15 protein-coding genes are annotated in these 19,616 nt (G+C 60.9%); 9 read left to right on the top strand and 6 right to left on the bottom strand.

Features of this window, described 5'->3' with window-relative positions:
- Positions 1–11: 11 nt before the first annotated feature.
- Both CAK95_RS13655 and CAK95_RS13660 read left to right on the top strand, forming a co-directional pair.
- Positions 12–2,147 (top strand): DUF294 nucleotidyltransferase-like domain-containing protein, encoded by a 2,136-nt coding sequence (locus CAK95_RS13655; RefSeq protein WP_086088412.1) that lies wholly within the window; start codon positions 12–14, stop codon positions 2,145–2,147.
- 27 nt (positions 2,148–2,174) lie between these two features.
- Positions 2,175–2,636 carry a DsrE family protein gene (locus CAK95_RS13660; RefSeq protein WP_157699620.1) on the top strand — a complete coding sequence of 154 codons (462 nt, stop codon included), beginning with the start codon at positions 2,175–2,177 and terminating at the stop codon, positions 2,634–2,636.
- Between the two features lie 50 nt (positions 2,637–2,686).
- On the opposite strand, the gene CAK95_RS13665 is transcribed toward CAK95_RS13660, so the two are convergent.
- From CAK95_RS13665 to CAK95_RS30200, 4 genes are all read right to left on the bottom strand, one after another.
- On the bottom strand, positions 2,687–3,595 hold the full coding sequence (locus tag CAK95_RS13665) for an ABC transporter permease (RefSeq protein ID WP_086091402.1): 909 nt from the start codon (positions 3,593–3,595) through the stop codon (positions 2,687–2,689).
- A 5-nt stretch (positions 3,596–3,600) separates the two neighbouring features.
- Complete coding sequence (locus CAK95_RS13670; RefSeq protein ID WP_086088414.1) at positions 3,601–4,554, bottom strand: ABC transporter permease; 954 nt, start codon at positions 4,552–4,554, stop codon at positions 3,601–3,603.
- Positions 4,555–4,687: 133 nt separating this feature from the next.
- On the bottom strand, positions 4,688–6,271 hold the full coding sequence (locus CAK95_RS13675; protein WP_086091403.1) for an ABC transporter substrate-binding protein: 1,584 nt from the start codon (positions 6,269–6,271) through the stop codon (positions 4,688–4,690).
- A 63-nt stretch (positions 6,272–6,334) separates the two neighbouring features.
- Positions 6,335–8,389, bottom strand: a complete 2,055-nt coding sequence (locus CAK95_RS30200) for an ABC transporter ATP-binding protein (protein WP_280949876.1) — start codon at positions 8,387–8,389, stop codon at positions 6,335–6,337.
- A 162-nt stretch (positions 8,390–8,551) separates the two neighbouring features.
- On the opposite strand from CAK95_RS30200, the gene CAK95_RS13685 reads away from it, so the two are divergent.
- The 5 genes from CAK95_RS13685 to CAK95_RS13705 all read left to right on the top strand — a co-directional run bounded on the left by CAK95_RS13685 (position 8,552) and on the right by CAK95_RS13705 (position 14,460).
- The gene (locus CAK95_RS13685; RefSeq protein ID WP_086088415.1) at positions 8,552–9,928 is read left to right on the top strand and encodes a malonyl-CoA decarboxylase; all 1,377 of its coding nucleotides are present in this window, start codon (positions 8,552–8,554) and stop codon (positions 9,926–9,928) included.
- A 22-nt stretch (positions 9,929–9,950) separates the two neighbouring features.
- Positions 9,951–11,459: a malonate--CoA ligase gene (locus CAK95_RS13690; RefSeq protein WP_086088416.1), complete on the top strand. Its 1,509-nt coding sequence runs from the start codon at positions 9,951–9,953 to the stop codon at positions 11,457–11,459.
- Positions 11,460–11,474: 15 nt separating this feature from the next.
- Positions 11,475–12,644: a hypothetical protein gene (locus CAK95_RS13695; RefSeq protein ID WP_425349688.1), complete on the top strand. Its 1,170-nt coding sequence runs from the start codon at positions 11,475–11,477 to the stop codon at positions 12,642–12,644.
- Positions 12,645–12,778: 134 nt separating this feature from the next.
- Entirely contained in the window at positions 12,779–13,702 is a 924-nt protein-coding gene (locus tag CAK95_RS13700; RefSeq protein WP_086088417.1) for an ABC transporter ATP-binding protein, read from the top strand.
- Positions 13,699–14,460 carry an ABC transporter permease gene (locus tag CAK95_RS13705; RefSeq protein WP_086088418.1) on the top strand — a complete coding sequence of 254 codons (762 nt, stop codon included), beginning with the start codon at positions 13,699–13,701 and terminating at the stop codon, positions 14,458–14,460. The genes CAK95_RS13700 and CAK95_RS13705 overlap by 4 nt, the downstream gene beginning before the upstream one ends.
- A 15-nt stretch (positions 14,461–14,475) precedes the next feature.
- On the opposite strand, the gene CAK95_RS13710 is transcribed toward CAK95_RS13705, so the two are convergent.
- Together CAK95_RS13710 and CAK95_RS13715 are read right to left on the bottom strand one after the other, a co-directional pair.
- Positions 14,476–15,582: a carboxylate-amine ligase gene (locus tag CAK95_RS13710; RefSeq protein WP_086088419.1), complete on the bottom strand. Its 1,107-nt coding sequence runs from the start codon at positions 15,580–15,582 to the stop codon at positions 14,476–14,478.
- Between the two features lie 107 nt (positions 15,583–15,689).
- The gene (locus CAK95_RS13715; protein WP_086088420.1) at positions 15,690–16,520 is read right to left on the bottom strand and encodes a universal stress protein; all 831 of its coding nucleotides are present in this window, start codon (positions 16,518–16,520) and stop codon (positions 15,690–15,692) included.
- Between the two features lie 163 nt (positions 16,521–16,683).
- Here CAK95_RS13715 and CAK95_RS13720 point away from each other — a divergent pair, with 163 nt between their 5' ends.
- Entirely contained in the window at positions 16,684–18,177 is a 1,494-nt protein-coding gene (locus tag CAK95_RS13720; RefSeq protein ID WP_086088421.1) for an FAD-linked oxidase C-terminal domain-containing protein, read from the top strand.
- Positions 18,178–18,355: 178 nt separating this feature from the next.
- Positions 18,356–19,609, top strand: a complete 1,254-nt coding sequence (locus CAK95_RS13725; RefSeq protein WP_086088422.1) for a YeeE/YedE family protein — start codon at positions 18,356–18,358, stop codon at positions 19,607–19,609.
- Positions 19,610–19,616: the final 7 nt, after the last annotated feature.

Raw genomic sequence — 19,616 nt, forward strand, 5'->3', positions numbered from 1 at the left:
GGGAGCGAACGATGGCAGCGGTTACCAACGCTACGCCGCTGATTTCGCTCGATGCGGTGGTCATCGATACCGAAACCACCAGTCTGGAGCCGCGCAAGGCGCGCATTCTGGAGGTGGCTGCCGTCCGCATCGAAAGCGGCCGTATTGAAGGATCGAACAGGTTCGACCGCCTGATCAATCCGGGCGAACCGATATCCGCTTTCTCCACGGCGATTCACGGTATCGACAACCAGAAGGTGGCGGATGCGCCGGACTTTGCAGCCGTGTGGCCGAAACTGCAGGCCTTCATCGGCGATGCCATCGTCATCGGCCATACCCTGGGATTCGATCTGGCGGTGCTGCAGCAGGAATGCAAACGCGCTGGTCTGCCCTGGCGGATGCCGCGCACACTCGATACCCAACATCTTGTCCAACTCGTCGATCCTCGCCTTCGCCGCTACTCGCTCGAAGATCTCGCCGAGTTGTTTGATATAGAGATCACCGATCGTCATTCGGCGCTTGGCGACGCCTTCATCACCGCGCGCCTGTTTCAGGCGCTGGTGCCGAAGCTGCGTGAAAGCAGCATCCGCACCTTTGCCGAGGCATCACAGGCGTGTCGCGGGCTGGCAAAGTCGCTCGACAGGCAACACCGGGCCGGTTGGGTGACACCCGATGTCGCGGGGGATCGCGCCGCCACCGAGCGGATGCTGAGCCGGGTCGATAGTTATCCTTATCGCCACCGCGTTCGCGATGTGATGTCGTCACCCCCCAAAATCATTGCTGCCGACCGCTCGCTGGGGGATGCTCTTGGACAACTTATTGGCGGCCGCATCTCATCGCTGTTCGTCGCGCCGGCCGGCACTGCGCAAGAGAAACTTCCATCATTCGCCGCCGGCATTATCACCGAACGCGATATCTTGCGTGCGATGGCGATCGATGGCGAAGGGGCGCTCAAGCTCGGTGTAGAACAATTCATGAGCCGTCCGCTCGCCACCATTCCGACTGAGGCGTTTGTCTATCGAGCCATCGGCCGCATGAGCCGGCTCAAAATTCGCCATCTTGGTGTTATCGATGAAGCCGGATGTCTTGTCGGTGCGTTGTCGGCGCGCGACCTTCTCCGGTTACGCGCCGGCGAGGCGGTCTCGCTTGGTGATGAGATCGACGAGGCTGACGATGTGCACGCGCTTGGCGCCGCCTGGGCAAAGCTTCCGCATGTCTGTGCTTCGCTATTGGCAGAAGGCATTGCCGCGCGCGACGTCGCGGCCATCATCTCGCGCGAGCTCGGTGCGCTGACGCGGCAGGCGACGGTGATTGCCGAACGCCGCATGGTGGAGGCCGGGGAGGGCGAGCCACCATGCCCCTATGCGATGACCGTACTCGGCTCCGCCGGCCGTGGCGAAAGCCTACTGGCGATGGACCAGGATAATGCGTTGATCTTCGAATCCGGTCGGCCTGACGGCGCCGAAGACAAATGGTTCGCGATGCTGGGGGCGCGTGTTGCCGACATTCTGAATGAAGTCGGCGTGTCCTATTGCAAGGGCGGCGTGATGGCGAGCAACGCGGATTGGCGCGGCTCGGTCGCCACCTGGCAGGCGCGGGTGGGTGAATGGATCGGCCGCTCGCGGCCGCAGGATTTGCTGGCCGTTGATATCTTTTTCGACATGCGGGGTGTGCACGGACACCTTCCGCTCGCCGACTCATTGTGGCGTTACGCCTATGATGCCGCGGACGGAAACGTGGTCTTTGCTAAGCTGCTCGTGGAAGCGTCCGGGCCTGTCGAGCGCGGCCTTAATTTCTTTGGCGGTATTCGCACAGACAAAGGCCGCATCGATCTCAAACACACCGGCCTGTTCGGTATTGTCGCCATGGCGCGAGCGCTGGCGATTCGCCATCATATTCTGGAGCGCGCGACGCCGGCGCGATTGCTCGGCATCCAGGCGCTTGGTATCGGCGGCGATCAAGACATCGAAGCTTTGATCGATGCTCAGGCGACATTTCAGGCTTTCGTCCTGTCGCAGCAACTCGCCGATATCAACGCCGGCAAGCCGGCGAGCAACGCAGTCGCGGTGAAGCGCCTTACTGCGCAGGAGCGGCAGCGGTTGCAAACGGCATTGCAGGCAGTCCGCCATCTTGACGAGCTGACTCGCGATTTGCTGTTCAGGGACTGATCGGCCTAGATGCAAGGGAATGCTGCGATGACACGTGTCGCCATGTTGATTTTCGGAATTGCTCTCGGCTTCGCTGCAACCAATATTCCGGTTCATCGGATGTTCGAGGCGGTGGCGCAAACCCCATCCGCCAAACCTGCGCTGTTCGTCAACATGACCACGGGCGACACATGGCGCGGTTGGATGGGGCTGCATTTCGCGCACAACACCATGAAGCAGGGCCACCAGGTCACGATTTTTCTTAACCTCGATGGAGTGAAGCTTGCGACGAAGGCCGGCGAGCAGGAAAAGAGACCGTCGATGCAGCGAGTGCCCCGCGACATCGTGGCCGATTTTATCAAGGACGGCGGCAAGGTGCTGATCTGCGGTCCCTGCCTGTCGGAATTCGGATTGAGGATGGAGGACCTTGTGGCCGGCGTTGAGCTTGGCAAGCCCGGCTATACGCAGAGCTTCATCTTCGCCGAGAACGCGAAAACACTGACGTGGTAAATCTCGTCATTCCGGGTCTGGCCCTTTGGGCCGTCCCCGAATAACGGCGACTAAGATTTGAACCGCGGATCGAGGAAGTCCCGTAGACTGTCACCGAACAGATTGAACGCGAACACCGCCAGCGAGATGGCGGCGCCCGGGAACAGGATCATCCATGGCGCCTCGCGATAGAAATCGGCGGCATTGCCGGACAGCATCAAGCCCCAGGCTGCGGTTGGCTCGGCGACGCCGAGCCCGAGGAACGATAGCGAGGCTTCCGCCAGAATCGCCTGTGCGATGAACGCCGTCAGCATGATCAGATACGGCGCGACCACGTTTGGCGACATATGACGGAAGATGATGCGGCTGTTGGAATAGCCAGCCGCGCGTGCTGCATCGACATAGGGCATCACCCGCACCGATAAGGCGGCAGCGCGAACGACGCGGGCGACACGCGGGATAATCGGGATGGCGATGGCGAAAATCAGGTTGACGTCGACGCCGCCGAGCACGAAGCGCTTCAATGCCGCGACCACCACCAGCGCCAGCACGATCAGCGGAAACGCCAGCAGGATATCCATGAAGCGTTGGATGACGTTGTCGATCCGCCCGCCGAAATAGGCCGACGCGACGCCCAGCATCGCGCCCAGGGTCGAGCCTATGAAGGACGAGAAGAAACCGATCACCAGCGCCGTGCGGGCGCCGTAGATCAACCGCGAGCAGATATCGCGGCCGAACGCGTCGGTGCCGCACCAGTGCTCCAGTGATGGCGGCGCAAGGATCGAGGCAAAGTCGATCGCCAGCGGATCATAGGGCGCGACCCATTCGCAGAAAATGCCGGCGAACATCATCGCGACGATAATGACAAAACTGACTGCGCCAAGCGGCTGCTGATAGATGAATTCAGCAATCGCCCCGCGCGGCTTGCGGACAACAGGCGTTGCAACGGCGGCAATGTCGTCGGGCGTGATAACGGACATCGCGATCACCCGTAGCGAATGCGCGGATCGAACACGGCGTAAAGCAGGTCGATCGCGAGATTGACGAAGACGTAAAATGCGGCGATCAGCATCACCATGCCCTGGATCAGCGTGAAGTCGTTGCGCGAGATGCTCTGCACGAAGAGCTGGCCGATGCCATTCAGATTGAACACCTGCTCGGTCACTACGAGGCCGCCGATCAGGAAGGTGAATTCAAGTCCGATCACGGTAATGGCCGGCAGCAGCGCATTGCGCAGCGCGTGGCGCGAGATCACCAGCTTTTCGTAGACGCCCTTGGCGCGCGCTGTGCGGATGTAATCCTCGTTCAGAACTTCAAGGAGCGAGGAGCGGATCATGCGTGCCACCACCGCGCAGTAGCGATAGCCAACCGCCAGCGCCGGCCAGATCAGTTGCGTCAGATTGGCGACCGGATCAACATAGATCGGTGTGAAGGTGATCGGCGGCAGCCAGTTAAAGAAAGAGAGCAGCGCCAGCATGATCAGCATGCCGAACCAGAAGGACGGGATCGACAGCCCGCCGATGGTAACGATGCGGACGACGTAATCGATCCAGGTATCGCGATAGAGCGCCGCCAGCGTGCCAAGCGGGATTGCGATCAGCACCGCGATGATCGTCGCCATGATCGCGACCTGGAATGACAGCTCAAATCGTGTGCGGATTTCCTCGGTGACCGGGCGCTCGGTCCACATCGAGTTGCCGAAATTCAGCGTCGCGACGCCGACCATCCAGTCCGCGAATTGCGTGGCGAGCGGCTTGTCGAGTCCCATCCGCTTGCGTTCCGCATCGATGGTTTCTTGCGAGACGCTGCCGCCGTCACCGCGCAGCTTGATCTCGACCACGTCGCCCGGAACGACGCGCAGCATGAAGAAGACCAGCACCGCCACGCCGAGTAGTGTCGGGATCGTCAGAAGCACGCGGTTGATGGTGTAGCGGAGCATTGGTTCACTCTTGTGTCCCGGGCGCAGTGCAGCGTGAAACGATTCGCTGCAGATCCGGGACCTATTGATGTTTGGGGCCCGGATCAGCGGTGCAGCACTTCGCGCCGCACCGCGTCCGGGACACGAGACCTGTTTATTGTTGCAACCACACCGTGGCGAGATCGGCGCCGAGATTGTGGCTGGGCGACATCTTCCAGCCCATCAGCGTCTTGTGGGTCGGCACGATGCGGTGCCACCACAGAAGCGGTTGCTGATACCCTTGTTCGAACAGTCGCTTTTCGAACGCCTGGATCAGCGCCTTGCGCTTTGCCGGGTCGCGCTCGCGCATGTGATCGTCATAGATCTTGTCGAGTTCGGCGTCCTTCGAACGCGAGCGATTTTCCGGCGCGCGCGTGACCGACAGATATTTGGCAAGGCCAAGGCTCGAGTCATCCATGAACAGGTTGGAGAAGTCGATCGCGACATCGAACTGGCCTGACGACATGGTGGCGAGATACTTGCCAGTGTCGGACTGCACGTGTTCGACATCGACCCCGATCTGCCGCCACTGGTCGACGAGGAAAATGCCGGCCGGTGTATAGGGCATGGCGAGATTGCGGTTCCACAATTGCAGTTTGAGGTTTGGCACGCCGGCTTCCGCCAGCAGCTTTTTGGCTTCCTCGCGCGATTTCTTGATGTCTTTGGAGAAGCCCGGCAGCTTCACGAGTTCTGCTTCCGGTGTTGCCATCGGCGAGCCCGGACGGATCACGCCACCGACCGACCGCAAAGTCGAAATGCGCGAGAGGCCCTGGCTGCCGCCCCAGCGATCGATCGCCATCAGCAATGCCTTACGGACCCGCACGTCGTCGAACGGCTTCTTCTCGGTGTTGAAGACGACAAGCAGGTTCAGGGTCCAGCTCGACTCCTCGATCCGGATCTTGTCACCCATCGCCGAGACGAGCCGATCACGTTCCGCCGGCGAGATGCCGCGGAATTCGCCCATCACCTGTCCGCCCTGCACGGCATTCAGCATCGCCGCTGCTTGCAGCGTGAAGATGCCGCGGAAGCCGTCGAGATAGGGCAGGCCCTTCTTGAAATAATCCGGGTTTTTCTTGCCGGCGACGTGGCTGCCTTTCACGTGTTCGACGAAGATGAAGGGGCCGGTGCCGTTGATCTTGGTGCGCGGCGCGGCCGGATCGGCAGCCAGATCCTTCGCCGAATAGATCACGTTCCACGGCGAGGCGAAGTGTTCGAGCATCGCCGCATTCACATTCTTCATCTTGAAGACGACGGTGAGCGGATCGGGCGTCTCGATCGAACCGATATCACCGAAAGTGGCTTTGCGGGTGGACACCACGCCCTGCGGCGGGCTGCGCATCCGGTCGTAGGTGGCTTTCACGTCGGCGGAGGTCAGCGGCGTGCCGTCATGGAATTTCACGTTCGGCTGCAGCTTGAACGTGAAGGTCATCAGGTCGGGCGCGACTTCCCAGGATTGCGCGAGATCGCCTTCGACTTCCGGAAACTTGTCGAGGTTGAAGCGAAGCAATGTCGAGTAGAACGGTGCCGAGAAATGCAGCGTCGCATAGGTGTCGCTGCCATGCGGATCGTAATGCGGCGTCTCCGCGCTGATGGCGAAATTCAGCGTGCCGCCCTGTTTCGGCGTTTGCGCATTCGCGGCGTGGCCCGCGAATGCGAAAGCCGCAAGTGCGGCAACCCATAACCCCAGCTTCCTTATCATCTTCATTTCTCCCTAGAGTATATTTTTTGTCGTTATCGTTGTCGTCGACGCCCCGCTTAACTCTTAAACCTTGATGCATGCCGCGAAATGGCCTGGCCGCTTTTCCTCCAGCGGCGGAATGACCTGCCGGCATTCGTCGCTCGCGATCGGGCAGCGCGTGTTGAAGACGCAGCCTGACGGCGGTGACATATGTGACGGCAACTCGCCCTTGATCAGCCGCGGTTCACGCCCCTTTTCGACAGTCGGATCGGGGATCGGCGCCGCGTCGAGCAGCACCTTCGTGTAAGGATGCAGCGGGTTACGATAGATTTCATCGCGGTCGGCCACCTCCATCACGCGGCCGAAATACATGACGACGACGCGCATCGAAATATGCCGCACGACCGCGAGGTCATGCGCGATGAAAAGATAGGCAAGGCCGAGCCGCCGCTGCAGGTCTTCCAGAAGATTGATGATCTGCCCCTGGATCGACACGTCGAGTGCCGACACCGCTTCGTCGCAGACAATGAAGGATGGCTCCATCGCCAAAGCACGGGCGATGCCGACACGCTGCCGCTGGCCGCCTGACAACTGGTGCGGATAGCGTGCCGCCATTTCGGGACGCAGGCCGACCTGCTCCAGCAATTGCGCCACGCGCTCGTTCTCACCCTTGCGGTTCGGCACGAGCTTGTAGACATGCAACGGCTCGCCGATGATCTGGCCGACCGTCATGCGCGGATTGAGCGAGGAGTACGGGTCCTGGAAGATCACCTGGATCTTGCGGCGGACCGCCTTCATGTCCGCGGCGCTCGCGGTCGTGAGATCGCGTCCCTCGAAGCGCAGTTCGCCTTCGGTCGGATCTTCCAGCCGCAGGATCAGACGGCCGACTGTGGTTTTGCCGCAACCGGATTCGCCGACCAGACCCAGCGTTTCGCCGGGAAGAATATCGAAACTGACATCCTGCACGGCACGCACGGTACCGCTCGCCGCGCGCAGGCCGCCGCGCACTTCGAAATGCTTGGTGAGATGGCGCACCGACAGGAGAGGAGTGCCGGTTTTGGTAATGCTGGTCTGCAGGGCCTGATCGGCCGCCGTCCAGACGATTTTGCCTTCAGCGATCTCCTCATGCCGATGACAGCGCGACAACCCTCCGGTATCGGTGCGCAGAAGCCTAGGTTCGGTTTCGCAGATCGCGATTTTGTAAGGACAGCGCGGCGCGAAGCGGCAGCCGGGCGGCGGCGCTGCGGCATTCGGCGGTAAGCCCTCGATGGTTTCGAGCTTGGCACCGCGCGGCCGATCAAGCCGCGGCACCGAGCGCAGAAGGCCCATCGAATAGGGATGGCGCGGCCGATGAAATACGTCGTCAGCGTCGTTCTCTTCCACAAGCTGCGAGGAATACATAACGATGACGCGGTCGGCGTAACGCGCAACCACGCCGAGGTTATGCGTGATGACGATCAGCGCAATGTTCAGCTTACGCGACAGATTCTTCATCAGCTCGAGAATCTGCGCCTGGATCGTCACATCCAGCGCAGTCGTCGGCTCGTCGGCGATGATCAGCTTCGGATTGCAGGCGAGACCGATGGCGATCATCACCCGCTGGCGCATGCCGCCGGAAAACTGGTGCGGATATTGTTCGAGTCGCCGCGCCGGGTCGGGGATACCGACGAGACCGAGCAGTTCGATCGCCCGCGCACGGGCCTGCTCGGTCGTCATGCCCATGTGGATGAGCAGGGGCTCGGTGAGCTGCATCCCGATCGTCAGGATCGGATTGAGCGAGGTCATCGGTTCCTGGAAGATCATCGAGATATCGCGGCCGCGGATCTCGCGCATTTGCTCGTCTGACAATTTGAGCAGGTCGCGGCCGTTGAAGGTCACGCGGCCTTTCGGAATGCGGCCGGTATGGCGCGGCAACAGGCGCATGATCGACAGGGCCGAGACCGACTTGCCGGATCCCGACTCACCGACGATGGCGACGATCTCTCCCGGATCGACGTGAAAGCTCAATCCCTCGACCGCCCGGACGATGCCGCGCGACGTAAGGAATTGGACGTGAAGGTCCTCGACCTCAAGCAGAGGTGAGGCGGACTCCAGGCCCACCCGATCCTTCGTTTCCACCCGCTGTTCGATGGTAACCACCGATTATTTTTTTTATCCCAATTACAGCCTATAGCTGATTGGGCCGAAAACGACCACCTCGAAAATCCGCCAGCTTTGTCGTCATTTCTGCTAAGAGCTTGTCTGCTATAGCTGCGACGGGCTGCGGGAAATCGCCGCACAAACCTTGGAGCCGACCTGTCCATGAATGGCGCCTTTTTTGGCGATATGCTGCAATCGATATCGGACCGCGGACGCAAGCTGCTGGACCGGACCCTGTCGCGCCGGCCGGATTCGGTCACGCGGTCGGCCGATTTCGTTGTGCTCTGCGATGACCTGCTGTCCGGCCGGGGCGAGGCCTCCGGTGTCGCGCTCGCCCGCGAAATCCTGAACCGCTATGCGACCCTGACGACCGGTCCGCGGGTCGCCTTCTTCGAGGCGCTGGCGCAGCGCTTCGGGCCGGACCGCGAGCGCATGGATAAAGCCATTGCCGCCTGGCAGGCCGACCCGAACGACGCGACCGCTGCCGAAGTTCACCACGCGGCAGAGCCGCGCCGGCAGGAGCTGTTCCGCCGGCTCAATCTCGCGCCCGGCGGGACCGCGGCGCTGGTTCGCATGCGCGAACAATTGTTGGATGCCATGGCGCATCGCGACGATTTCAAGGTCGTGGATGCCGACTTTGTCCATCTGTTCTCATCATGGTTCAACCGCGGCTTCCTTGTGCTGCGCAGCATCGACTGGTCGACGCCGGCCAACATTCTGGAAAAGCTGATCAAGCATGAAGCGGTGCACAAGATCCGCAGCTGGGACGATCTGCGCCGCCGCATCGATCCGTCGGACCGCTGCTGCTTCGCCTTTTTTCATCCGGCGCTGAACGACGAGCCGCTGATCTTCGTCGAGGTCGCGCTGACCGACGACATACCGGGGGCGATCGAGCCGATCCTGGCCGCCAAGCGCGACACGCTGGAGGCCGACAAGGTCGATACCGCGGTGTTCTATTCGATCTCGAATTGTCAGCGCGGTCTTGCCGGCGTGTCCTTCGGTAACTTCCTCATCAAGCAGGTGGTGGAGGAAATCTCGAAGGATAATGCCAAACTCCAGACGTTCGTCACGCTGTCGCCGGTGCCAGGTTTTGCATCCTGGCTGAATCGTGAGCGCACGTCGGGCTCCTCCCGCGCCCTGACGCAGAACGATATCGACGCTTTGGCCAATCTCGACATCGAGGGGTGGTGGCAGGTACCGGAAACCCGGGAACCGGTCGAGGAGCCGCTGATGCGGGCTGCGGCCTGGTATTTCCTTTATGCCAAGAGCCCGCGTGGCTTGCCGATCGATCCGGTGGCGCGTTTCCATCTCGGCAATGGTGCGCGGCTGGAGAAGATGCACTTCCTCGCCGACAGTTCCGAAAACGGCATGAAGCAAGCCTATGGCGTCATGGTGAATTACCTCTACGACCTCGACGATATCGAGAAGAACCACGAAGCCTTTGCCGAAAACCGCGTCGTGGTCACAGCGAACGCCATTCGAAAAATGGCACGCCCCGGCCCGACCGGCGACGTCGTTCCCCTAGCCAACAAAGCCTGAACCAAAAAGTCTGTATCGCATCATGAATCTGTTTGAGCTGATCCGCAGCCGTATCACCGATCCTGCGCGTACCTTCATCATCAAGGCCGATGGCTCGACCATGTCCTATGCCGACATGCTCGATCGCTCCGGTCAGATCGCCAATGTGCTGGTGCTGGATGGCGTCGAGCCCGGCGACCGTGTCGCCGCGCAGGTCGAAAAAACGGTCGAGAATTTCATCACCTATCTCGCGGTGCTGCGCGCCGGTGCGGTCTATCTGCCGCTCAACACCGCCTATACGCTGGCCGAACTCGATTACTTCATCGGCGATGCCGAGCCGAAACTGGTCATCTGCGATCCAGCCAAACGCGAAGGACTGGCCGAGATTGCCAAAAACCGCGGCGTGGCATCGGTCGAGACAATCGACGCAAAAGGGCAGGGCAGCCTGATCGAGGCCGCCGACAAGGCGCCGAAGGATTTCGCCGATGTGCCGCGCGAGGATGACGATCTCGCCGCCATTCTCTACACATCCGGGACGACCGGCCGCTCGAAGGGCGCGATGCTGACGCATCGCAATCTGTCGTCGAATGCAGAGACGCTGCGCGAGTATTGGCGCTTCACCGACAAGGACGTGCTGCTGCACGCCTTGCCGATCTATCATACGCATGGCCTGTTCGTGGCCAGCAACACGGTGATGATGGCCGGCGGCGCGATGATCTTCCTGCCAAAATTCGATGCCGATGAGGTGATGCGTTATCTGCCGCAGGCGACGTCGATGATGGGTGTGCCGACCTTCTACACGCGGCTGCTCAAGCATCCCGGGCTGACCAAGGCAGCCTGCGCGCATATGCGGCTGTTCACATCAGGTTCGGCGCCGCTGCTGGCCGAAACGCACGACGAATTCCGCGCCAAGACCGGTCATGCCATTCTCGAGCGCTACGGCATGACCGAGACCAACATGAACACGTCCAATCCGTATGACGGTGACCGTATTGCCGGCACCGTCGGTTTCCCGCTGCCGGGGGTGGGCGTGCGCATCGCCGATCCGGAGAGCGGCGCGGTGCTGAAACAGGGTGACATCGGCGTCATCGAGGTGAAGGGCCCGAACGTCTTTCTGGGCTATTGGCGCATGCCGGAAAAGACCAAGGCGGAATTTCGGCCCGATGGCTTCTTCATCACTGGCGACGTCGGCAAGATCGACGAGCGTGGCTATGTCCACATTGTCGGCCGCGCCAAGGATCTCATCATTACCGGCGGCTTCAACGTCTATCCGAAGGAAGTCGAGACCGAGATCGACGCCTTGCCGGGCGTGGTCGAATCGGCTGTCGTCGGCTGCCCGCATCCGGATTTCGGCGAAGGCGTAACAGCCGTTGTCGTGTTGCAGAAAGGTGCGAGCGCGGACGAGAAAGCCATCATCTCTGCGCTTGAAGGCAAGCTCGCCAAATTCAAGCTGCCCAAGCGCGTGTTGTTTGTCGATGATCTGCCGCGCAACACCATGGGCAAGGTGCAGAAGAACGTGTTGCGGGAGCAGAATGCGAAGCTCTACGGATAGCGGGATCATCGTTGCATGCGGCATCTGTTTCTCGGCTTTTCCATCGCTGCAACGATCTTTGTCTTCGGCAGCGCAGTTGCGCAGGATGACAACGCCGCACGGCCCAAGGTGCGGGCGCCATCGCTCGATCAGGCGATGGCGGAATACCGGCGCAAGCTGAAGGACTATGAGGCCACCCGCGCGAAGTTCGAAGCGGTGGCCGGGCCCTACTGGGAGCAAGTCGGGGAAAAGCGAAAGGGCCGCATCGCCAAGCGCCGCGCTGGCCACGCGATTGCGCTGTCGGATTACGTGCTCGAACAGCCGCCGCTCTATTCAGGACCGTCGCGCCCGGCCGATCCTTCCAAGCCCGGCGAACGGCCCGAGCGTGCCGAAATCCCCGTGGTGGCGGACTTTCTGCGAAACGCCAAAGAGCATTTCGGTTTCGTGCCGGAAAAGCCTGAAAGCGAAATGGATTTCAAGCGCGCTTATGCGCGCGTTGCATCGGCGGCCGGCATCACCCGCGATCAGGCGGTCCGCGTTTACAGTTTCGAATCCGGCGGCAACGGCAAATACGACGTGCAGGCCGGACTGGAATCGGTGAGGCCAGGCGCACGCGCGATCTCGACCGCACTTGGCTACAACCAGCTTCTCACCGCCAACACCATCAGCATCCTGGCCGAGAAGGGCGATCGCCTGATCAAGACGATGCATGCCAAGGCGGTGTCCGCTTCCGGCGACCGCAAAAGGACACTGGACGCCAAGACCGAGGTGCTGAAACGCATGGTGGCTTACAGCCACACGGTGCCGTCGCGCTGGAGCGAGCATGTGAAGCTTGGCCGCACGCCGAAGGGGCTCGGCCTGCATGCGCTCAATCTCGATATCGATATCGGGCCGCTGCTGCAGACCCAGAAGCTGCTCGATTCCGTCCTGTTCGCACGCATCAAGGGCCTTGCCCGGACCTTGACGGCGGCAGAACTCGAAATGATGAATCTGACCGGTGATGGCAACGGCTTCGATATGATCTCGATGCCGCAGGCGATGCGCCCGCAGGTGCCGACGTCGAACTTCTTCCAGCAGCGCGGCTATGAGCGCAATCCGGTGGCGATCCGCAACAACGTGGTCGAAAAACTGCTGGCTGCGACCGACGCTGTGATGGACCGTGAATCCAAATTGCAGGGCGCCCGGGACATGGCAGCGTTGTTTTAGCGTCACACCAGGCGCGGGTTTCGGCCGTTTCGGGGTAAATTTATCCATTCTCCTATGGCATCATGGCATGGGATGACTAGATGCCGACCCCTAGTCTTTGCTAATGCAGGCGCCCCGCCTCCGATCGCATCATCATGTCCTCCGTCATTTCCATCCAAAATCTCTCAAAGACCTACGCCACCGGCTTCCAGGCGTTGAAGACCATCAACCTGGATATCCGCCGCGGCGAGATCTTCGCGCTGCTGGGGCCGAACGGGGCCGGCAAGACGACGCTGATTGGCATCATCTGCGGCATCGTCAATCCATCGACCGGCAAGGTGACGGTCGATGGGCATGACATCGTCGACGATTATCGCGCCGCGCGCTCCGAAATTGGGCTCGTGCCGCAGGAATTGACGACCGATTCTTTCGAGACGGTGTGGGCCACGGTCAATTTCAGCCGCGGGCTATTCGGCAAGCCGCGAAATCCAGCTCACATCGAAAAGATCCTGAAACAGCTTTCACTCTGGGAGAAGAAAGACTCCAAGATCATGACGCTGTCCGGCGGCATGAAGCGGCGTGTGATGATCGCCAAGGCGCTTTCGCATGAACCGCGCATCCTGTTCCTGGATGAACCGACCGCGGGCGTCGATGTCGAATTGCGCAAGGACATGTGGCAGGTGGTGCGCGAGCTGCGCGCGTCCGGCGTCACCATCATCCTGACGACGCATTATATCGAGGAAGCCGAAGACATGGCGGACCGTATCGGCGTGATCTCCAACGGCGAGATCATGCTGGTCGAGGAAAAAGCTGAACTGATGCGCAAGCTCGGCAAGAAGCAGCTCACCATCCTGCTGCAGAAGCCATTGGCCGCGATCCCGCCCGAGCTGGCGCCGCACAATCTGTCTTTGGCCGATGGCGGCAATGAACTCGTTTATGGTTATGACACGAAGGGCGAGCGCACCGGCATCACCGCGCTCTTGTCCGATCTGAATGCCGCGAATATTCGCTTCAGCGATCTGCAGACCACGCAGTCGTCGCTGGAGGATATCTTCGTCGGTCTCGTGGGGCGGAAATGAACTGGCGAGCGATCTGGGCCATCTACCGGTTTGAAATGGCACGCACGGGCCGCACGCTGCTGCAAAGCATCGTCTCGCCGGTGATCTCGACCTCGCTTTATTTCGTGGTATTCGGCGCCGCCATTGGCTCACGCATCCAGGAGATCGATGGCGTCCCCTATGGCGCCTTCATCGTGCCGGGCCTCGTCATGATGCTGATCCTGACGCAAAGCGTCATGAACGCATCCTTCGGCATCTATTTCCCGCGCTTCGTCGGCACGATCTACGAGATCCTGTCGGCGCCGGTCTCGTTCCTGGAGATCGTCATTGGCTATGTCGGCGCGGCTGCGACCAAATCGATCATCCTTGGTGTCATCGTCCTGATCACCGCCGGCTTCTTTGTGCCGCTGCATATCGCCCATCCATTCTGGATGATCGCCTTCCTGATCCTCACGGCCGTCACATTCAGTCTGCTCGGCTTCATCATCGGCATCTGGGCCGACGGGTTCGAAAAGCTGCAGGTGGTGCCGCTGCTCGTCATCACGCCGCTGACGTTCCTTGGCGGCAGCTTCTATTCGATCGATGTGCTGCCGAAATTCTGGCAGGTCGTCAGCCTGTTCAACCCCGTCGTCTATCTCATCAGCGGCTTTCGCTGGAGCTTCTTCCAGGCTTCGGATGTCGGCATCGGCGTCAGCATCGGCATGACGCTGTTTTTCCTCGCCGCGTGTCTCGTCACGGTGTGGTGGATTTTCCGGACCGGATACCGGCTGAAGAACTAGCACCGGACTGCTGCGTCACTGCAGCGTGGTATCGGCGAGCCATTCGGTCACGGCCTGCAAGGCCTTCTCGGGTTCTTCGGCACAGCTATCGTAGATCGCGATCTGCCGGTCGGCCGACGTGCCATGCTCGATGATGCGACGGCAATGCAGCACTTCCTCGAGGCAGCCCAGCGTCTGCGCATCGCGCCGCACCTCTTCGATGGTGTGCTCGAGCATCTCGGCGACGCTGATAGAACCATCCCCATCGATCCGGGCGAAGGTGCCGTTGACGCCATAGCGTTGCGCCCGCCACTTGTTCTCGACGATGATGGCGCGCGAAATCGGGCTCATGCCCCAGTTCTGCCAAGGATTGTAATAGAGCCGCCGTGCCAGCGCGCGATAAAGTGCGGCGATAGCGATCGTATCTGCGAGACGCGTACAGGCATCCGGTGCCCGCAATTCCAGCGTCGGATGGTTGAACGACGGCCGTATCGCCCACCAGATATAGCTCGAATCCGGGATGATGCCGGCTTTCACCAGCGCTTCGATATATGAGTCGAAATCGGCCTTGGTCTTGAACAGCTCCGGGATGCCCGTGCGCGGCAGCTCATCATAGGCAGCAAGGCGATAACCCTTCAGTCCGGTCGGCTGCGAACGCCAAAAGGGCGATGAGGCCGACAAGGCGATGAACAGGGGTAAATGCGGCAGCATCCGCGTCATAATATCGATGCGCTGGTCGGGGTCCGGCAGTTCAACATGGACATGCATGCCGCACAGCATATTGCGGCGGCCGATCATCTGCAGGTCGTCCATGACGTTGTCGTAACGCTCGCCTGCCGATTGTCGCGATCGCTCCCACACTGCGGTCGGATGGGTGCCCGAGGCGAGAATGCTAAGGCCATGCTGGGCGGCGATCTCGCCGAGCGTCGAACGCAAAAAACGCAGTTCGTCTCGCGCTGCAGTAATGTCGGTATGCGGCGCGGTGACGACTTCGATCTGAGACTGCAGGAATTCGCCGACGACCTTGTCTTCCAGGGCCAGCTTGGCGGCCTGGAAAAAGCCTTCAGGCATCCTGCGCATCACCGCGAAGGTTTCACTGTCGACCAGAAAATATTCTTCTTCAATGCCAAACGAAAAGGACATTCACCCTCATTGCATATTCGCCTCGCCGTGCAAATGATGCCAGCGGCATAGCCACGCGCAAGGTGCAAGGCAACGCAATGAGAGTGAACGGGTTCCTTTTTTTGCGATCAGTGTGACATCAGGGTCGGGATGGTCATCGACTGCAGCAAGCCGCGCGTGGCGCCGCCCAGCACGAATTCCCGCAGCCTGGAATGTCCGAAGCCGCCCATGACGATCATGCTGGCATCGGTATCGGCGGCATGTGAGAGAATCGCATTGGCGACATCGATATCGGCGGCTGGGATACGGACGACCTCCGTGTTGATGCCATGGCGCGCCAGATGAGTGGCGACGTCGGCGCCACTGACGTCCTTCTCATCGAATTTGCCGGTCACCACAGTCAGAACCTTCACGCTCTTCGCCTTTTTAAGAAGCGGTAAACTGTCACCAATGGCGCGCGCGGCCGCACGGCTGCCGTCCCAGCAGCACAGGACATCGTCGACCGAGAAGCCGCTTTTCTGAATATAGGGGACGATCAGTGTCGGACGCCCCGACGCGAACAGAGCGGCTTCGACCATGTCCTGCGCGGCGGCGCTGCCATCGGGCTCGGCCTGGCCGACCACAACGAGATCGCTTGTCCGGCCGAGAGCCGCGAAGGCGTCCGTTGCCGCCAGCAGCGACGCCTCGATCACGAGCGGCTGCGCCGAGAGCTGCGACTGTTTCGTTGATCGCTCGAAACGGGCAACCGCCTCTTTCGCCTTCTTCTGCTGGTCGTCTTTTGCGGTTCGATAGACGTCGATAACCGCGCCCTCCATGATGGACGGGGGCCATGGCGGCTCGTAGGCGAAGGCGACACCTGTGATGTGGGCGTTGTAGGCTTCGGCCAGCGAGATCGCGTAACGGCAGGCCGGATCGGTTTCAGCCCCCAAGGCCAGATTGACGACGATATCCTTGATCATGAACGCCCTCCGAAGGCTTTGTGTGCTATATTGAATGTAGCACTGAGGTTATGTGATTTCAGGCGCGCGGGACTGTTGATGCATATCAATCGATCTGAGCAATTGCAGATGTCTTGGGTGGACGTGTCAAGCCGGCTAGTGTCCCGGTTGATAGGAAATTGAGATGTCCGTGAAAATGCCGCCCATCGACGAAGCGCTGATGACGCACCGCGAAGAGATCGTCGCGGCGTTGCGGAGGATCGTGCCGGGCGAGGGGGTGATCGACGGCGAACGCGAGATGCGTCCGTTCGAATCCGACGGCCTCACCGCTTACAGGCAATTGCCGATGGTCGTGGTGCTGCCCTCGACCACGCAGCAAGTCTCGGACGTGTTGCGCTATTGTCATGAGCATAACATCAAAGTGGTGCCGCGCGGCGCCGGCACGTCGCTGTCGGGCGGTGCATTGCCACTGGGTGATGGCGTTCTGCTCGGCCTCTCGAAATTCAGCCGCATTCGCGAAATCGATTTCGAAAACCGCGTGGCGGTGGTCGAGCCGGGTGTCACCAATCTTGGCATCTCCAATGCGGTAGCGCATCGCGGTTTCTATTATGCGCCAGACCCCTCATCGCAGATCGCCTGTACCATCGGCGGCAATATCGCTGAGAATTCCGGCGGCGTGCATTGCCTGAAATACGGCATGACCACCAACAACGTGCTCGGTCTTGAAATGGTGCTGATGACGGGAGAGATTGTTCGCATCGGCGGGCGGCATCTGGATTCCGGCGGCTATGATCTGCTCGGCGTCATCACCGGCTCAGAGGGATTGCTCGGTGTCGTCACCGAAATCACCGTGCGTATCCTGAAGAAGCCGGAGACGGCGCGGGCGGTGTTGATCGGCTTTCCGACCTCAGAGGATGCCGGCGCTTGTGTCGGCCGCATCATCGGCGCTGGTATCATTCCGGGCGGCATGGAGATGATGGACCGTCCGGCGATCCATGCGGTCGAGGAATTCGCCCATGCCGGTTATCCGCTCGATGTCGAGGCGTTGTTGATCGTCGAGCTCGATGGCGGCAAGGCCGAGGTCGATCATCTAATCGATCGCGTCGAAGCCATTGCCAGGGAGTGCAAGGCCAGCACATGCCGCGTGTCGCAGAACGAGGATGAGCGGTTGTTGTTCTGGGCCGGGCGCAAGGCAGCATTTCCAGCGGTCGGCCGTATCTCGCCGGACTATTACTGCATGGACGGCACGATCCCGCGGGCGGCGTTACCGCTTGTCCTCTCGCGCATGCGCGAGATGAGCGAAAAATACGGACTGCAGGTGGCCAATGTTTTCCATGCCGGCGACGGCAATCTGCACCCGCTCATTCTCTATGACGCCAATGTGCCGGGCGAGCTCGATAAAGCGGAAGCCTTCGGCTCGGATATTCTTCGCCTGTGCGTGGAAGTGGGGGGCGTGCTGACCGGCGAACACGGCGTCGGCGTTGAAAAGCGCGACCTGATGCCGGAGATGTTTTCAGAGATCGATCTCAACCAGCAGCAGCGGTTGAAATGCGCCTTCGACGCGCAGGGCCTGCTCAATCCCGGCAAGGTGTTTCCAACGCTCCATCGCTGCGCCGAACTTGGTCGCATGCATGTGCGCGCGGGCAAGGTCGCGTTCCCGGATATTCCGCGATTCTAGCGTTTCTCTCTCAAGCAATCGCGCTGAAAAAATCTTCTTTGGATGGCGCGATCGAGAGGATGCCCATCCTTTTTTCCCAAAACAATGCATAGGGCACACCAACCCTTTGCAATGGTGTCGTTCGCGTGCGGACCTTATCTCAATTCCTGAGATCCGTAATCCCCGAACGAGACCGATCATGACCGATCTTTCCGTAGATGCCCGCCTGCTCGACAGCGACAGGCGGACAGAAACGTCTATCAATTCGCGCGTTGTTACCTTTGCCCTCGTCATATTGGCGGCAGGTTCGATCGCGCTGGCGCAGGCCTATGGCTGGCGGCAAGGAGCGCTCTTTGTCTTAGGCGGAGGGCTCGGCCTCATCCTTTATCACGCGTTGTTCGGCTTCACGTCGGCATGGCGTGTCTTCATCGCCGACGGACGCGGCGCAGGTCTGCGCGCGCAGATGGTGATGCTTGCGGTCGCCTCGGTGCTGTTCTTGCCTGTGCTCGAACAAGGATCGCTGTTCGGTGAAACGGTTCGCGGTCTCTATGGAGCCGTTGGCGTGTCCGTTATCGTCGGCGCATTCCTGTTTGGCATCGGCATGCAATTGGGCGGCGGCTGCGCCTCCGGCACGCTCTACACCGCTGGCGGCGGCAATACGCGCATGCTGGTGGTGCTCACCTTTTTTATCGTCGGCTCCGTCTGGGGCGCGCACGATCTGCCGTGGTGGTCGGCGCAGCCGAATGTCGGTCCGGTCTCGCTCGTTCATACGATGGGATGGCCGCTTGCGCTGTCGCTGAGCCTTCTGCTGTTCGCGGCGATCGCATCATCGACCGTTTTCATTGAGCGTTGGCGTCACGGCACACTGAAATCCGGCGTCTCGCCGGAGCATCGCGGCTGGCGCCGCTTTCTGCAGGGACCTTGGCCGCTGGTTGCGGGTGCGATTGCGCTGGCGATCGGAAATTTCGCAACGCTGTATCTCGCCGGCCGCCCGTGGGGCATCACCTCGGCCTTTGCGTTGTGGGGGTCGAAGATCGCGGCGCTCGGCGGTCTCGATGTCGCCTCCTGGCCTTACTGGAAAGTGCCGGCCAATGCGAAGATGCTGCAGGAGAGCATTTTTGCCGACATTACGTCGGTGATGGATTTCGGCATCATCCTGGGCGCGCTGCTGGCGGCCGGTCTCGCCGGCAAGTTCAGCCCCGGCTGGCGGGTGGCGCCGCTGTCGCTTCTTGCGGCGGTCATCGGTGGCCTGCTGCTCGGCTATGGCGCGCGCCTCGCCTATGGCTGCAATATCGGCGCGTATTTCAGCGGCATCGCCTCGTCCAGCCTGCACGGTTGGGTCTGGCTGGCGGCGGCCTTCGCCGGAAGCTGGCTTGGCATCTGGCTGCGGCCGTATTTCGGCCTCAGCGTCGAGCGTGAGCCTGGACGGACGAAAAGCCTGCGCGGTCAGTAAAGTCCCG

The organism is Pseudorhodoplanes sinuspersici, assembly GCF_002119765.1.
GTDB lineage: Bacteria > Pseudomonadota > Alphaproteobacteria > Rhizobiales > Xanthobacteraceae > Pseudorhodoplanes > Pseudorhodoplanes sinuspersici.

Excerpts from the sequence above, each read along its gene's own strand:
- CAK95_RS13655 (WP_086088412.1), top strand. The coding sequence starts at position 12 with ATGGCAGCGGTTACCAACGCTACGCCGCTGATTTCGCTCGATGCGGTG.
- CAK95_RS13660 (WP_157699620.1), top strand. The coding sequence starts at position 2,175 with ATGACACGTGTCGCCATGTTGATTTTCGGAATTGCTCTCGGCTTCGCT.
- CAK95_RS13665 (WP_086091402.1), bottom strand. The coding sequence starts at position 3,595 with ATGTCCGTTATCACGCCCGACGACATTGCCGCCGTTGCAACGCCTGTT.
- CAK95_RS13670 (WP_086088414.1), bottom strand. The coding sequence starts at position 4,554 with ATGCTCCGCTACACCATCAACCGCGTGCTTCTGACGATCCCGACACTA.
- CAK95_RS13675 (WP_086091403.1), bottom strand. The coding sequence starts at position 6,271 with ATGATAAGGAAGCTGGGGTTATGGGTTGCCGCACTTGCGGCTTTCGCA.
- CAK95_RS13685 (WP_086088415.1), top strand. The coding sequence starts at position 8,552 with ATGAATGGCGCCTTTTTTGGCGATATGCTGCAATCGATATCGGACCGC.
- CAK95_RS13690 (WP_086088416.1), top strand. The coding sequence starts at position 9,951 with ATGAATCTGTTTGAGCTGATCCGCAGCCGTATCACCGATCCTGCGCGT.
- CAK95_RS13695 (WP_425349688.1), top strand. The coding sequence starts at position 11,475 with ATGCGGCATCTGTTTCTCGGCTTTTCCATCGCTGCAACGATCTTTGTC.
- CAK95_RS13700 (WP_086088417.1), top strand. The coding sequence starts at position 12,779 with ATGTCCTCCGTCATTTCCATCCAAAATCTCTCAAAGACCTACGCCACC.
- CAK95_RS13705 (WP_086088418.1), top strand. The coding sequence starts at position 13,699 with ATGAACTGGCGAGCGATCTGGGCCATCTACCGGTTTGAAATGGCACGC.
- CAK95_RS13710 (WP_086088419.1), bottom strand. The coding sequence starts at position 15,582 with ATGTCCTTTTCGTTTGGCATTGAAGAAGAATATTTTCTGGTCGACAGT.
- CAK95_RS13715 (WP_086088420.1), bottom strand. The coding sequence starts at position 16,520 with ATGATCAAGGATATCGTCGTCAATCTGGCCTTGGGGGCTGAAACCGAT.
- CAK95_RS13720 (WP_086088421.1), top strand. The coding sequence starts at position 16,684 with ATGTCCGTGAAAATGCCGCCCATCGACGAAGCGCTGATGACGCACCGC.
- CAK95_RS13725 (WP_086088422.1), top strand. The coding sequence starts at position 18,356 with ATGACCGATCTTTCCGTAGATGCCCGCCTGCTCGACAGCGACAGGCGG.